The sequence below is a fragment of the Natrinema salifodinae genome (genome assembly GCF_900110455.1).
In the GTDB taxonomy this organism is placed as follows: domain Archaea; phylum Halobacteriota; class Halobacteria; order Halobacteriales; family Natrialbaceae; genus Natrinema; species Natrinema salifodinae.
In genome coordinates this window covers 680,784-695,745 of the sequence record NZ_FOIS01000001.1, presented here as the reverse complement: position 1 = coordinate 695,745, position 14,962 = coordinate 680,784, and the positions used below count along the sequence as shown (strand labels likewise).

At 66.8% G+C, this 14,962-nt stretch carries 13 protein-coding genes; 5 read left to right on the top strand and 8 right to left on the bottom strand.

Features of this window, described 5'->3' with window-relative positions; all coding sequences use genetic code 11:
• Nucleotides 1-149: 149 nt before the first annotated feature.
• Genes BMY29_RS03275 through BMY29_RS03260 form a run of 4 tightly spaced genes read right to left on the bottom strand, consistent with a single transcriptional unit; the run spans nt 150 to nt 5,970 of the window.
• Entirely contained in the window at nt 150-1,259 is a 1,110-nt protein-coding gene (locus BMY29_RS03275) for a cytochrome b/b6 domain-containing protein (protein ID WP_049992217.1), read from the bottom strand.
• A complete protein-coding gene (locus BMY29_RS20860) occupies nt 1,256-1,933 on the bottom strand; it encodes a hypothetical protein (RefSeq protein WP_049992218.1) in 678 nt (225 codons plus the stop codon). The genes BMY29_RS03275 and BMY29_RS20860 overlap by 4 nt, the downstream gene beginning before the upstream one ends.
• Before the next feature lie 3 nt (nt 1,934-1,936).
• Entirely contained in the window at nt 1,937-2,581 is a 645-nt protein-coding gene (locus BMY29_RS03265) for a 4Fe-4S dicluster domain-containing protein (RefSeq protein ID WP_173424956.1), read from the bottom strand.
• A 26-nt stretch (nt 2,582-2,607) separates the two neighbouring features.
• The gene (locus BMY29_RS03260; protein ID WP_074854618.1) at nt 2,608-5,970 is read right to left on the bottom strand and encodes a molybdopterin-dependent oxidoreductase; all 3,363 of its coding nucleotides are present in this window, start codon (nt 5,968-5,970) and stop codon (nt 2,608-2,610) included.
• A gap of 263 nt (nt 5,971-6,233) precedes the next feature.
• Here BMY29_RS03260 and BMY29_RS03255 point away from each other — a divergent pair, with 263 nt between their 5' ends.
• Both BMY29_RS03255 and BMY29_RS03250 read left to right on the top strand, forming a co-directional pair.
• The gene (locus BMY29_RS03255; protein ID WP_049989775.1) at nt 6,234-8,399 is read left to right on the top strand and encodes a hydrogenase iron-sulfur subunit; all 2,166 of its coding nucleotides are present in this window, start codon (nt 6,234-6,236) and stop codon (nt 8,397-8,399) included.
• Between the two features lie 8 nt (nt 8,400-8,407).
• Complete coding sequence (locus BMY29_RS03250; protein ID WP_049989776.1) at nt 8,408-9,040, top strand: TorD/DmsD family molecular chaperone; 633 nt, start codon at nt 8,408-8,410, stop codon at nt 9,038-9,040.
• A 63-nt stretch (nt 9,041-9,103) separates the two neighbouring features.
• On the opposite strand, the gene BMY29_RS03245 is transcribed toward BMY29_RS03250, so the two are convergent.
• From BMY29_RS03245 to BMY29_RS03230, 4 genes are all read right to left on the bottom strand, one after another.
• Entirely contained in the window at nt 9,104-9,286 is a 183-nt protein-coding gene (locus BMY29_RS03245) for a hypothetical protein (RefSeq protein ID WP_049989777.1), read from the bottom strand.
• A 135-nt stretch (nt 9,287-9,421) separates the two neighbouring features.
• Entirely contained in the window at nt 9,422-9,781 is a 360-nt protein-coding gene (locus BMY29_RS03240) for a hypothetical protein (RefSeq protein WP_049989778.1), read from the bottom strand.
• A gap of 202 nt (nt 9,782-9,983) precedes the next feature.
• Nucleotides 9,984-10,241 (bottom strand): hypothetical protein, encoded by a 258-nt coding sequence (locus BMY29_RS03235; RefSeq protein WP_049989779.1) that lies wholly within the window; start codon nt 10,239-10,241, stop codon nt 9,984-9,986.
• Between the two features lie 141 nt (nt 10,242-10,382).
• The gene (locus BMY29_RS03230) at nt 10,383-11,597 is read right to left on the bottom strand and encodes a sensor histidine kinase (protein WP_049989780.1); all 1,215 of its coding nucleotides are present in this window, start codon (nt 11,595-11,597) and stop codon (nt 10,383-10,385) included.
• Nucleotides 11,598-11,781: 184 nt separating this feature from the next.
• Here BMY29_RS03230 and BMY29_RS03225 point away from each other — a divergent pair, with 184 nt between their 5' ends.
• The 3 genes from BMY29_RS03225 (at nt 11,782) to BMY29_RS03215 (ending at nt 14,935) form a co-directional block, all read left to right on the top strand.
• Entirely contained in the window at nt 11,782-12,843 is a 1,062-nt protein-coding gene (locus tag BMY29_RS03225) for a zinc-dependent alcohol dehydrogenase family protein (protein WP_049989781.1), read from the top strand.
• 474 nt (nt 12,844-13,317) lie between these two features.
• Complete coding sequence (locus BMY29_RS03220; protein WP_049989782.1) at nt 13,318-14,346, top strand: Gfo/Idh/MocA family protein; 1,029 nt, start codon at nt 13,318-13,320, stop codon at nt 14,344-14,346.
• A 373-nt stretch (nt 14,347-14,719) separates the two neighbouring features.
• The gene (locus BMY29_RS03215) at nt 14,720-14,935 is read left to right on the top strand and encodes a hypothetical protein (RefSeq protein WP_049989783.1); all 216 of its coding nucleotides are present in this window, start codon (nt 14,720-14,722) and stop codon (nt 14,933-14,935) included.
• Nucleotides 14,936-14,962: the final 27 nt, after the last annotated feature.

The window sequence follows — 14,962 nt, the reverse complement described above, 5'->3', positions numbered from 1 at the left end:
ACACGATGCGGACACAGGTAAATCCCCACCGGAGCGGTCGGGATTCCGACGGATCTTCGGCGCTTCGACCGCTGCGCTTGTGGCGTCGGTCTCGCCTGGCGAGCGACTCGCTGCGCCGCGACTCGAGAAAAGCGGGCGGAGGCGGACGGTTAGTCGCCGGAGTCGGCGGTGCCGTCCGGCCGATCGGTATCTGTCGATCGATCGGCGGGCGGTCGCGGGCCGCCGTCGGTGCTGGTTTGGGTTCCGCCGTCGCGGTCACCGCCGTCGGCGGTCGCCGGCGCTCGCTCGACGTCTTCCGCCGGTTCGGTCCGACGTCGGCGCAGGTACCGCGCCCGGAGGACGTTCCCGTAGACCGAGAGCATGAGACCGACGAGCAACACCAGCATGCCGATGTTGACGCCGATGGTGCGCAGGACGCTGCCCTCGTTGAACTGCAACCGGTCGGGCACCGGGTAGCCGCCGTACGAGAGGCTGGCCATCATCACGCTGACGATGCCGACGACGACCAGCACGCCCATCAGGTTGGTCGCCCACCGCCAGGAGGGGCGCAGGCGAAGCCGATCGATGCCGGTGGTTTCGTACTCGTCCGGATCGTCGTGGAAGTTCGGCGTCCGATCCTTCGGCAGGAACGCCTTCATCTCGACCGGGTAGAACGCAGGGTGGAACCCGTGTTCGAAGGTGTGGAACATCACGCCCATCAGCATGATGACCCCGAGCAGGCCGTGGAAGGCGACGAAGGCCATGACGACCGACTGGGAGTTGTAGAAGTCGATCAGCCAGGTCTTGCGCCAGATGAGCAGCCCGGAGAGCATCAGGAGGAGCAACTCCACGGTGAAGATCCAGATGACGCCCTTCCCGACGTAGGAGATCAGCGGCACCTCCTCGGCCTTGTAGCCCGCGAATTGGCGGGCGGCCGGGTGGCGCTCGTCGGTCCGCCCGAGCGCGAACTTAACGTCTTGAATGAATGCCGCCAGGTCTGTCCGGAGGTCCGGCAGCACCTCGCGGAAGTTGGCCCGGCTCGCCGACCGAAGGAGCATGAAGGTGACCCAGAACCCGGTCAGCAGGATCAGCGAGAACCCAGCGAAGCGGTGGACCGCGAGCACGCCTCGATTGCCGCCCATCAGCTCGACCATCCACCACAGCTCCGTGTTGAAGGCGATGGCGTACCCCGTAAAGAACAGGAAGAACACCGTCAGCGCCAGCAGCGAGTGGAACGTGGTAGTTACGCGGGAGAACTTCCCGTGATCGAGGTTGGTCATCGGGCATCACCGCCGTCGGATCGGCTTGGATCGGTGTCGGTTTCGTCGCCGTCGCCAGGCTCCGGATTCGGCTCCGCGTCGCCGCTCGGCGCACCGCCGTCGGTCGCCGCCGCCGCGTCTCGGCCGCGGGTCGGGGCTCCCGGCGGTCGCATCCGGGCGGCCAGGCGGCGGAACGCCGCCCAGTGGATGAACACCATCAGGAGGATGAAGATCCCCATGATGACGTCCGCGAAGTGAACGACGGCGATCGCGATCTCGAGGGCCGGTTCCGTGTTACCGACGACCCAGTCGGCGCCGACGCCGCCGCCCTCGACGCTCGGGCGGACACGAAGGAGGTCCTCGAAGAACGGCCCACGGCCGGAGACCAGCGCGATAGAGCCGACCGCCAGTACGAGACCGACGATCGCGCTGACGACGAAGGCGATTCGGTCGGAGCGGCCGCCGCTGCCGCTCCCGGTATCGCCGCCGTCGCTCGACGGCTCGGCCTCCGGATCGGACGCGCCGCCGTTCCGGACTGTCGATGTCGATGCCCCGGCCTGGTCGTCGGCTCGGGCCTCGCGGTCGACAGCGTCAGTCGTCCGCTCCCGGGTTCGCTCTCGCTCGTTCGCGGCCCGGGTGTCGTCGCCCTCGCGGTCACGGTCGCGGGAGTCGTCGGGTGGTTGTTCGTCGCTCATGGCTCACTGGAATAGCTGGGCGTCCTCCGCCCCGAAGATGACCGCCATGGCCTCGTCGTTGAAGAACGGGCCGCTGTCTCGCTTCTCGAGTTCGTCGGCGATCTCGCCGGCGCCTCCGACCAGGATCGCGTCGGTGGCGCACTCTTCGGCGCAGGCCGGTCCCTTCTGGGCTTCTTGGCGCTCGCGACAGCCGGTACACTTGTCCATGATGCCGCCGGTGCCGAAGATCTGGGCCGCGCCGTCGTTGCTGTCCGGGAACTGCGGCGCGCCGAACGGACAGCCCGACAGGCAGTACTGGCAGCCGACGCAGAGATCCTCACTGACCGACACGAACCCGTCGTCTTCCTTCTGTAAGGCGTTGGTCGGACAGACCGACACGCAGGGTGCGTTCTCGCAGTGGTAACACTGCATCGGCAGGCTCGTCTCGCCAGGTCGTTCGCCGGCCTCCAATCGATCGGTCTTGTTGGCGTTTTCGCCCTGCGGGCCGGCCGACCCCTCGGCCATCGTCGTGATGTCGATACGCTGATTTTGAATTTCGCGGTCCCAGGTGCGTTTGCAGGCGACGACGCAGCCGCCGCAGTCGATACAGGCCTCGACGTCGGGGAAGATCCGCATCCCCTCGCCGGTGCTCATCACGCCCTGGCTCATGATCTGGCCGGATGGTTCCTCTTGTGTCACTGTGTTGCACCTCCCTCGAACATGTCCCAGTCGCGGACGTCGTACTGTTTCTGTGCGCCGAGCCCGACCTCGTCCTGCGGGTAGTCGATGAACTCCATGTCGAGGTCATCGACGACCGACTGCGTGGCCTTCTGGACGTGGACGACGCCCGATTTGGTCTCCTGCATCTGCGTCTCGGCGTCGAAGCCGCTCGGCGTGATGATGTTCGCGCTCTCGCCGATCGCCAGCGGTTCGGTCCCCTCGGGCCAGTTGGGGCTCCTGTCCTCGCCGTGGAAGACGCCGCCCCAGTGGTAGGGGAGGAAGATCTCCTCCTCGTTAACCCGGTTCGTCACATTGGCCTTCACCAGGATCGACCCCTTATCTGCCGAGGTGACGACGACGTGATCGTCGCCGCCCACGACGTCCAGTTCCTCGGCGAGCGCGGGGCTGATCTCCGCGTACATGTGGGGCTGGCGGTCGGCGGTGTACTCGTTGTTCCGCGTCTCGGCGCCGCCGCCCTGATGTTCGACCTGACGACCGGAGGTCAGGATCACCGTCCGTCCGTTCTCGGAATCGCTACCGAGTTCGGTGTGGACGGCCTCCGTGGCTCGCTGCTGGACCGAGGCGTTGTTCTGGTCGAGCCGCCAGAAGTTGGTCTGTTCGCCGTTTGCCGGCCACTCCTCGACGAGGTCGGGCCGCGGACTCTCGACCGGTTCCCGGTGGACGGGCACCGTATCGAGGAAGTTCCAGACGACCGCGCGGGCCTTCCCGCGACCCGTCGGCGGATCGGGTTGGGCGTAGTCGTACTCCTCGTAGGCCGAGGCATCGATGTCGACCTCGTCGCCGTACTCCTCGTTAAGCGCCTGGGCCGCGGTGTAGACCGATTCCGACTCGTCGAGCGCGTACTCGACGGGCAGCGTCTGAGTCGACGCGTTCGCCGGATCGTCCGGCAGCATCGTCGCGTAGTTCGGATACGACGGGACGCCGTTGACCTGCTGGCCGTCCCACCACGGCGCTTCGAAGGAGTCGGCAATCAGGTCGAGGCCATCCTCGCCCTCCTGATTGACGGTCTCCTGGAGCGGGTACTCCTTGTCGATATCCAACTGCTCCCACTCGTCGGGGTTCGGGGCCCTGACGCCCCAGTTTTCACGGAAGTCGTGACCGCCCTCGCGGGGATCGGCCTCCTTCGTCCAGATGATCGGCGACCCGGGATGGTCGTCGCCCCAGTAGGGCCAGGGGAGCATCCAGTAGTCGCCGTCGACCGGCAGCCCGTTGGTGTCCGCCCGCAGGTTGTCCGTGTTGAAGGCCCAGTCGTACTCCTTGTGTTGCTGGAGCTTCTCGGGGGACTGCTGGTACCCGATCGAGCGGGTCCCGAGGTTGATTTCCCGGAGCGCGTCCTCGTAGGAGCTCTGGCCGTTGTGGATCTCGGGGCCGCTTCCCCAGTCGAAGTGGTCGCCGAACCCGAGGTGGTGGGCCAGCTCCTGCATGATCCGGAGGTCGGGCCGCGAGTTGTGCGCCGGCGGCGAGGCCCGCTCGCTCCACTGGACCGAGCGGTGGGAGTTCGTCACCGTCCGGACGTGCTCGTACTGGCTCGAGGCCGGCAGCAGGATGACGTTCGCGTCGTCGGGCAGCGTCCCGGCGACCGACGGGAAGACGTCGACGACGACCATGAGGTCGAGCGACTCCATCGCCCGTTTCATCCGGTCCATCTCGCTGATGGAGTTCGCCGAGTGACCCCAGAAGAACGCCATCTTCAGCGGCTCGGGCTGGTAGAGGTTCGACTGGAGCAGGCGATCCTCCTGCCCGAGGGCCGCCTCGTACCAGCGGGCGACGGTCAGCCCGATCTGGAACATCATCGACCGCTCCTCGACGTCGATCGGGGCCTCCTGGTCCAGGCCCTCCTCTTCGTTGTCTCCTTCCTGGTCTTGGCCCTGCTCCTCGTCTCCCTGGCCCCCTCCGCTCTCCTCTCCTTCGCCCCCTTGGCTCTCTTCTTCCTCCTCGACGTCGACGCCCGCCCCCTGCGACTCGACCTCAGCCGGTGTCTCCATGCCGCCCCACATGTCCTCCGGCATCATCTCGAACTTGTTGTACAGCTCCTCGAACGATGTGCTGCCGCTGGTCCAGGGGCTCTGATCCCAGACGTCGGCCCAGTGTTCCCACGAGCCAGGCGAGTCGACGCCGTAGTAGCCCGGCAGGATGCTCGCGTCGACGCCGAGGTCGGTCGCCCCTTGGACGTTCGCGTGCCCGCGCATAACCTGCAGGCCGCCGCCCGAGCGAGCCGCGCTCCCGGTTGCCAGGCTAAACAGCGCGTAGGCGCGGATGTTCTGGGTCCCGTTGTTGTGCTGGGTCCCGCCCATCGCCCACTCGACCTGGATGTGAGGGACGTTCTCGATGATTAGGTCGCCGATCTCCTCGAGGTCCGCCTGATCGATCCAGGTGATATCCGAGACCGTGTCGAGGTCGTACCGGTCGAGTTCGGTCTCGGCGTCGGGCCAGCCCATCACCCGCTCCTCGAGGAAGGTGTCGTCGAGTCCGTCCTGCTCGCGGACGTAGTTGAGCAACCCGAAGACCAGCGCTACGTCCGTCCCCGGCCGCAGCCGATAGTAGTAGTCGGCGTGGGCCGACGTCTTCGTGTAGCGCGGATCGATCGAGACGATCGTCCCGCCGCGAGCCTGGCCCTCCAGGATGTGCTGCATCGCGATCGGGTGGGACTCGGCGGGGTTCTGGCCGAGGATGATGAGCAGATCGAAGTTGCGGTAGTCGTTGATCGTGTTCGTCATCGCGCCGAAGCCCCAGGTGTTGGCCAGGCCCGTGACCGTCGGGGAGTGACAGATCCGCGCCTGGTGGTCGACATTGTTAGTGCCCATCAAGGCCGCGAGCTTGCGGATGGCGTAGGCCTCCTCGTTGGCGTGGTGAGCGCTGCCCAACAGCATGACGCTCTCGCGGCTGTACTCCTCGATCGTCTCTTCCCACGTGTCGGCGATCTCGCTGTAGGCCTCGTCCCAGGTGAGCTTCTGCCACTCGCCGTCGACCTTCTGCATCGGATGTTTGAGCCGCTTGGGCGAGTGTTCCGTCTCGAGAATCCCGGCGCCCTTCGAGCACAGCGAGCCGTTGTTGATCGGGTTCTCGAACCACGGCTCCTGGGCGACGAAGGAGTCGCCGTCCTTGACGGCCTTGAAGCCGCAGCCGACGGCGCAGTAGTTACAGATCACCTTCGACGTCTCGGCGTCGTCGACGACGCCCTCCTCGCCCTCCTCCTCCTGACTGAGAACGTGCCCGGTCACGCCGCCGCCGAGGAACAGGCCGCCGGCGAGCGCGCTAGCTTTCATGAACGACCGTCGGTCGAGGTCGATCGTGACCGGGTCGCCGGCTCCGCTCATGGTGGCCGAGCGATCGCCGTGTGGCTGACACCCTTCCGCGATCGTGTTGGTCCAATGCGAACATTTACCATGCCATACCCTACTTCGACGCTATACCGTATGAATATTTGCTACGGAACGTTTTCTGTAATTAGAATCGGAGCTAGATCATGGCCGTAGAATAAACGAATAGCGTTAATTTTCGCCACGATATCGAAATTACACTGGACATTCATCGAATCCCCACATAACGCTATTATGCTGCCATGATATAGCATGACGAGATGAAGGTCGGGAGCTTCGTCTGCTCGTGCGCCGACACCTGCGACATCGATCTGGAGGGCGTCCGCGAGGGCATCGCCGACGTCGACGTCGCGGCCAGTTCGAGCCTGCTCTGCGAGGACGGCCTCCCCGCGATGGAGCAGGTGATCGACGAGTACGACCTCGACCAGTTGATCGTCACGTGCCCCGAGTCGCGGGTCCAGCGAAAGCTCGAACGGGTCGCCGAACAGCAGGGGCTTCACCCCGACGCCGTCGAGTTCGTCGACCAGCGAGAGGGCGCCGGCTGGGTCCACGACGAAGCCGACGCCACGGCCAAGACCGCTCGCTTGGTCACCGCCAGGCGCGCCGGTCTCGAGACCGAACCGGTCTCCCGATCGGTCTCGCGGGCGGCCGGCGAGCGCGTCGCGGTCGTGGCCGATCCGGAGACCGCGGCGGCGCTGGCCGACGATGCGGACGTGACCCTGATCGCCGACGGCGAGGAGTACGTCGACGCGGCGCCGGCCCTCGACGAGGTGACGATCGAACGCGGCCGCGTGGTCGGCGTCGACGGCCGGTTCGGCGACTTTTCCGTCCGCCTCGAGTCCCGCGTCACGGAGGACTGCGTGTCCTGCATGCAGTGCGTCCGCGAGGGCCCGGACGGCGCGGTGACGCGCTACCCGGTCGACGTCGACCCCGAGGCTCCCGACGGCGACTGGACCGACGTCTGTCCCACCGACGCGATCGACCTCGACGGGACCGAGCGCACGCTCGAGTTCGACCAGGTCGTCTACCCCGCGGCCTCCAGCGCGGCCCGCGGCGGGCGGATCGGCTTCTACACCGCGCCGATCGACGCGGCGACGATCTCGGCGGTGAAAGACCTGCTCGGCGGAATCGAGAAACCCGACCACCTCGACCTCGAGATGGACGTCTGTGCGGCCGGCGACTCGAGCCAGCCCGGCTGTAACGAGTGCGTCGAGGCCTGCCCCCACGACGCCGTCGAGCGCGCGCGGATCGACGAGGTCGAGTTCCACAAGGAGGCCTGCCAGAACTGCGGCGCCTGCACAAGCGCCTGCCCCACGGGCGCGACGCGGCTCCGCGAACCCTCGAACGAGCGCCTCGCCCGCGAGGTCGAGGCCCTGCTCCGACCGACCGGCGAGGAGGGCGGCTGGCTCCTGAACCGTTCGGGCTCGGACCTCGATACGGCCGTCGTCGCCTTCGTCTGCTCCGAAGACGCCGACGACGCGCTGGCCGAGTACGGTCGCCTGGCCGCCGCGGGGAAGGCCGATATCGAGTACCCGCCGATCCTCCCCGTGCGCGTCAACTGTACCGATACCGTCGGCGAGGCCCACGCGATGCACGCGCTGGCGGCCGGCGCCGACGGCGTCGCGATCGTCGGTTGCGGCGGCGACTGCCGCCACTCCGGGCCGGAGCCGAAGGCCGACCTGGTCGACCGGCTCGATCGCGCGACCGCGGACCTGGGACTCGGCGAGCGGGTCGCGTTCGTCGCGCCCGATCCCGACGCGCCCGCAGCGTTCGCCGAGGAACTCTCGTCGTTCACCGCCGCTCTCGACGACTCGCCGGTTCCGGTCGGCGAACACGAGGCCACCGGCGGGATCGACGACCCCGAGCGCGAGAACCCGCCGTTCGACAGCCACGGTTGGACGCTCGAGAGCGTCCGCGCGATCCTCGAGCACGTCGAGCCCGACCGCGACGTGATCCGCGGGCTGAAGGACTTCGGCCGCATGGAGGTCGCCGACGGCTGTACGCTCACGCCGACATGTTCGAACCTCTGTCCGACCGACGCCATCCGCCGGAACGAGGCCGACGCCGTCCTCGAGTTCAACCACGAGCGGTGCGTGAACTGCGGGCTCTGCGAGGAGGGCTGCGTCGAGGACGTCATCACGATGCGCGACGGCCTCGACCTGTCGCTGCTGCCGGAGAACCGCGACGTCGAAGACGACGAGAACGAGGCCGCGGGCGACGGCACCGATCCCGCCTGGACCGAGGTCTTCGACGGCGAAATGCGCGAGTGTCGCAACTGCGGGAAGCCGTTCACGAGCGAGGGGACCGCGCGGAAGATCCAGGCGGAGGTCGGCGACGTCGTCGCTGGCATCGCGCCGAGTGCCCGCGGCAGCGTCTTCGAGTACTGCGGCGACTGCCGCGCGCAACTGCTCCACCGAGGTGAGTAATCGTACCCATGAGTGTCAACCAACGAGCGCTGTACGACGCCCGAACCGAGTTAGTGAATTTCCTGATCGACGCGTTCGTCGACGTCCCCGACGAGGCGTTCGTCGAGACGCTGCTCTCCGAGGACGTGATGCTCCCCGAAGACAGCGTCAGCGAGGACCTCGATCGGGGGTTCGCAGCGCTCGAAGCGTTCATCGAAGAGAACCGCCACCGCGACGTCGCCGACGTTCAGGCCGACCTGGAACGCGAGTTCACGCGGCTGTTCGTCGGTCCGCGGCCGCCGATCCTCCCCCACGAGACCTACTACCGCGATGACACCGACTTCCGCGGCGAGGGCCTGGCGGAGGTCGAAGCCAGCTATGGCGCGGCGGGGTGGTCGCCGCCCGAGGACTACCCCGAGGAGAACGACTACGTCGCCGTCGAACTGGCCTTTCTCCGGAACCTGATCCGCCGACAGCGAGCGGGGTACGAGGAGACGTTCGGCTACCAGCGGGTGTTCCACGAGGAGCACCTCTCCGAGTGGATCGACGACCTGGCCGCGGACGTCCACGAGCGTACCGACGAGCGCTTCTACGCGGCCGTCGCGGCGCTGCTCGAAGGGTACATCGCGTTCGAGGAGGAAATCTCGGTGCAGATGGCCTGATTTCAGGCCGGTCGCGGCCCGGCCGTCGCCTGGCGGCGGTGCGCCGACGGAGCCGCGCCGTCGTCACTCCTCGTCTTCGGACTCGTCCTCCTCGTCGTCGACGAACGGCGCCAACACCTCGTCGCTGAAGGAGACGTCGCCGTCGACTTCGCCGTCGTTGATGTTGTGCGGCGCGGTGTGCGTCCAAACCTCCCGATCGCGTTTCTTGTCGAGGTCCGGGTCCGGTCGCCAGTCGGTGTGGGTCATAGCTATGTGTGCACTAGTGACGGGCTTATGCTTTTGTCAGGGTTCGCCTAGACGTTCCGCGTCATGCGGGGCTCGGCCCCGGCTCGATCTCGGCCGAGAGCGAGAACAGTTGCGGAACGGCCGCCCACCCCCGCGTCAGAACGGCCGCGGATCGTCCGGTCGGTCCGACGCCGACCCGCCGTCCGCGTCGTCGAGGAACGCGCGGGCGAACAGATCGACGTGCAACGCCAGCACCGCGTCAGGGTCGAGCCCGACTTCGTCGGCCTGGCGTTCGAGGAACGCGTCGAGCTCGTCGGTGGGTTCGTGGTAGATGACGCCCTCGTCGGCGTCGACCTCGAAGTCGACCTCGTTCGCACCGGAAACGAGGTGTTCGATCTCGAGCAGGGCCTGCTCGGCCTTCGTCTCGAGGGCCTGCTCGTCGTCCATGAGGCGGTTGTCGCCCCACTCGGTCGCGGCCTCGAGGAACCGGTCGCTGACGTCGATTTCGAGGGTCACGGCGACACGCCCTCCCCGCGGAAGGCGAACTCCCAGCGCGTGCGTTCCTCGCAGTTGAGACGGCGGCGGTACGCCTGGTCGGGATTGAGGTGGGCAATTCGGTCCATCTGTCTGCATCGAGTGCATTCGTCGTACATCGCGTATCAACTGGTCGGAGTCGCGGCGGGCGGTCGACGAGCAGTCGACGAGCGGTCGGCGGCCGTTACTCGGGCGGCCACTCGTTGGGCGCCGGTTCCGGTTCGCTGAGCGCGCCGAACGCGGCGATCACGATGCCGAGGAAGATCGCCAGCACGAGCAGTCCCATCAGGCCGCCGAGGCCGTGTCGGCCGACCCAGTCGCCGCCGGTGATGCTCCCCATCACGCTGATGATGTGCGAGCCGACGAAGACGGCCCAGCCGGCGATGAACAGCAGCCCGAACGCGAGCAGCGGGTTCTGATCGACCGCGGTACGAATCCCCATGGTCCGGACGTCCACACGCAGCGTCAAATGACTTCCTGGAGCCGTAGGCGTCCCTGACTGTCGTCATCGGCAACCGATCGCAGTGAGCTATCGCGAGCGGCGATCCGTTCAGTCTGTGATCGCCGCTCGCGCGAACCCGATCTAGTGCTGCGGATTCGCGTCGGCGGGTACCGGCGCGTCGACGGCGTCCGGCAGCGTAAACGAGAACGTCGATCCGTTACCGGGCTCGGAGTCGACCCAGATCTCGCCGCCGTGTCGCTCGACGATGCGGCGACAGAACGCCAGGCCGATTCCCGATCCCTCGGAGTCGTCGATCGCGTGGAGGCGCTGGAAGAGTTCGAAGATGCGGTCTTGATCGTCGGGATCGATCCCGATGCCGTGGTCGCGGACCGAGAGGACCCACGTCGCCTCGGTTCGATCGGCGGCGACGTGAATTCGGGGCGGGTCGTCGCCGCTGTACTCGATCGCGTTGGACAGTAAGTTCTGAAACAGCTGGCGCAGTTGGCTCTCGTCGCCGCGGACGCACGGGAGCGACTCCACCGTGATCGTCGCGTCGGTCTCGTCCGCGCTGACCCGTATGTCCTGGCGGACGTCGTCGAGCACGGCGTCGAGCTCGACCGGTTCGAACGGGTTCCCCTTCGTCTCGATCCGCGAGTACCGGAGTAAGTCGTCGATCATCGTCTGCATCCGCTCGGCCCCGTCGACGGCGTACTCGATGAATTCCTCGCCGTCGTCGTCGAGGTCGTCGGCGTACCTGTCCTCGATGAGTCCCAGGTAACTCGTCACCATTCGGAGCGGTTCCCGTAAATCGTGGGAGACGATCGAAGCGAAGTGATCCAATCGCTCGTTGGACTCCTGTAACCGTTCTACCGCGGCTTCGAGGTCGTCTCGCGTCTGCGATAGCTCCCGATTCCGCCGTTCGAGCCGTCGCCGCGTTCGCTTCAGCGCCTCGTTTCGCTGATTGACCTCCCGCTCTCGAGTGATCGCCTGCGCTTCGTGAATGCCGATTCCGAGGCCCGCGACCGACCCGAGCGCTAACGCGATGGCGCGCTCTCCGAACGTGAACGAGGCGGCGACTCCGGGGTGAACCGCACGCAAGAAAAGAAAGACGAACATCACGCTGACGCCGCCGAGGCTCCAGATCGCGATCCGGGGGTAGAGTTCGGGATCGAGGTCCGTGCTCGACAACCAGCCGCCGACGTACAGAAAGAGAATCCCCGGAAGGCTGATCAACACGAAGTCGATCGTCGCTTCCAGAGGCACCCCACCGTTGACCACTTTGACGACCGATTGGACCGCCGCGATCGCGATGAACAGGACCCCCAGCCCGTGGATGTACCGCGAACGATGGGACATTCCGCGCTCAGTAGGCACCGATAGTATAAGAGAAGAACGGTGGTTCGGCCGGTGTGTCGCCCGTCGGCCGACGTGCGAGCGCGCGTACCAGTGTGACCGCTCCACGGACGATGCGGATCGACGCCGCTCCGATGCGCGATAAATACCTCATAAACTTTTATGGTGTCCCCCGAAACCGAGGGACATGCGAGCAGCCGTCATCGAAGAACACGGAGAACCGCTTGCGATCACGGACGTCGAGTACCCGGAACCGGAACCGGACCAGGTCGTCGTCGAGACGAAGGCCTGTGGCATCTGTCGCAGCGATTGGCACGCCTGGCAGGGCGATTGGAGCTGGATCGGTGCGGGCGTCCCGGAGGGGCAGATCCTCGGCCACGAGCCCGCGGGCGTCGTCGCCGCGGTCGGCGAGGACGTCGAAACGCTCGCGGCGGGCGACCGCGTGGCGGTGCCGTTCCACCTCGGCGACGGGAACTGCGCCCACTGCCGCGAGGGGCGGGCGAACAACTGCGAGACGGTGCTCCCGCTCGGACTCTCGGAGTACGCGCCGGGGGCGTTCGCGGAGGCATTTCCCGTCCGGGAAGCCGACTTCAACTGCGTAAAACTCCCCGACGAGGTCGACTTCGCCGAGATGGCCGGCCTGGGCTGTCGGTTCATGACGGCCTATCACGCGCTGGCCGATCGGGCCGACCTCCGGCCAGGCGACTGGGTCGCGGTCCACGGCTGCGGCGGCGTCGGGCTCTCGGCGATCCACATCGCTCGGGCGCTTGGCGCGCATCCGATCGCGATCGACGTCCTCGACAGCAAACTCGAGCGGGCCGAGGAGTTGGGCGCCGTCGAGACGATCAACGGCGCCGACGTCGACAACGCCCCGCGGGAAGTCAAAGCGATCACCGACGGCGGGGCCGACGTCTCGATCGACGCGCTGGGCATCGCCGAGACCTGCCAGAACTCGGTTACCAGCCTCGGTACCCGCGGCAGTCACGTCCAGGTCGGGCTCACCACCGGCGAGGAGGCGGGCCAGATCAACCTCCCCGTCGACGTCATGACGATGCAGGAGATCGACTTCCACGGCTCGTTCGGCATGCCGCTGGTCCGCTACGAGGAACTGTTTTCCCTGATCGCCCAGGGGACCCTCGAGCCGAGTAAGATCATCGGCGAGACGCTGTCGCTCGAGGACGCGCCGGAGACCCTGGCCGCGATGGACGACTACGAGACGGTCGGGATCCCGGTCATCACGGAGTTCTAAGCGGCGCTCCGCGAGGAGCGGTCTTTCGATCGATACTCGGAGCCGCGGCTTTTCGGTCGATTTCGGTCGACGAGTCGGCCGCGTGAAACCCGGGCGGGGCGGGAACCGCCCTGGGCGTGAGAGACATGAGCGTACTCGAAGCGGGGGCGAGTCCACGTCCGAGCGATCCGGGCACGAACGCACGCAATCGGCCGGTCAGCGCGTCGCCGGTTGGGCCGAGCGCGTACCCGGCGGGGGTCTTTGCAACCCCGCACATCGGCCAACGCGGGGTTCGAGTATTGTTATGCGCTCGCTTGGAGGCCGGTAGCAGGCCCGAACCACCCGCAGGCGGCGTGTAATCCGGCCGTAGCACCCTCCTATGGATCGACAGCCGCCCCCTTCGAAGCAGTAGCCGGCCGCTTACGGCGGGGAATCGACGGGGTACTTGCCTGCGACGCCGCCAGAGGGATATCGCTGCGCGCTGTGCGGGCCCGTATGAGTGACGACGCTGCGTCACGTCCGATTCGCATCGGTATCGTCGGCCTGGGCTACATCGGTACCACCGTCGGCGGGCAGTTCCACCGCCATCCGGACGCGACCGTCGAGGCGATCTGCGACCTCGACGCGGCGCTCCGCGACGAGGTCGGTCAGGCGTTCGCCATCTCGGCCGACCGCCGGTACGCCGAGTACGAGACGATGCTCGCTGACGCACCGCTCGACGCGGTGCTCGTCGGAACCCCGCACACCCTCCACTACGAGCAGGTCGTCGCCGCGCTCGACCGGGGCTATCACGTCTACTGCGACAAGCCGCTGACGACCGACCTCGAACGGGCCCGCGACCTCGCCGAGCGCGTCGAACGGAGCGATCGGACCGTGATGGTCGGCTACCAGCGCCACCTCCAGACGGCGTTTCGGACCGCCCGCGAGCGGTTTGCCGCTCCCGCTCACGAACCCGAGTGGCTGACCGCCTCGATCACCCAGGGCTGGATCGACGACTCGCGGGGGACCTGGCGACTCGATCCCGACCTCTCGGGAGGCGGATTCCTGTACGATACGGGTAGTCACGTCTTGGACGGCGTCCTCTGGACGACCGGTCTGGAGCCGGCGTCCGTCGCGGCGAGCATGGATTTTCACGACGAGGACCGACGAGTCGACCGCCGCGCCCACTTGGACGTCGCGTTTGAAAACGGTGCGACCGGGACCTTCTCGTTCCACGGCGACGCGCCGTCGGTCCGCGAGCACGTCCACCTCTGGGACGGCGAGGGTGCCGTCTACCTCGAAGGGATCCAGTGGGGCTCGCGGGAGATCTTCGAGATCGACGCCGACGCGGGGGAGCACGTCCCTTACATCGATCCCCGTCGCGAGCAGTCCCGCGCCGAGGCCTTCATCGAGAGTGTGAGGGCGGGAACCGAGCCGCCGGCGACGGTCCGGGACGCGCTTCGAGTGACGGCGCTGACCGAAGCGGCCTACGAGTCGGCCAGGACGGGCGAGCGGATCGCAGTCGATGTCGATATCGATACGTGATCGCTGCGTCGGGAGCCACCCGATCGCACCGCCGTCGGCTCTCGCCGATCGGACGGGACGGCGATGGCCGGCCCGGTCGGCTCGAAACCGATCCGAAACCGTCGATAGCGGTGACTATAATAGGCTCGTTTCCCCCGAGAAAGCGGTGTTTTCGCCGGGGTAATGAGTTCGTCGTCTCTCGAATCGATTCCGTTCCCGTCCCGGGATTATGCTGTTATTACGTCCGTTTGATCAGGGTTGAACGACTCCGCCTGGAAGCTGTATCCGGCCGCACCCCGATTCGCGCGCGTCGACCGGGTAAGAGCCCCATAGGCGGCCGTCCCTTTCGGTTACAAGCCGGATAACTACAACCGGTGGTGGCTATCGAACGGATATGATCACCTGCACTAACTGCGAGACGGCCCAGTTCCTGCAGATAACGCAGAGCCGCGTGTACTTCGAGGACGGCGAACTGATCAACGAGATCTCCGAGACGTACGAGTGTACGCTCTGCGGTGCGACCGGGCAGTACGTCTACGACGAGGACCGCGACGAGGAGACCGTCACCGGCGACGTCGAACACACGACGGAACGGCCGAAGTACGCCTGACCGGCATCCCCAGCCCGCTCCGTCCGG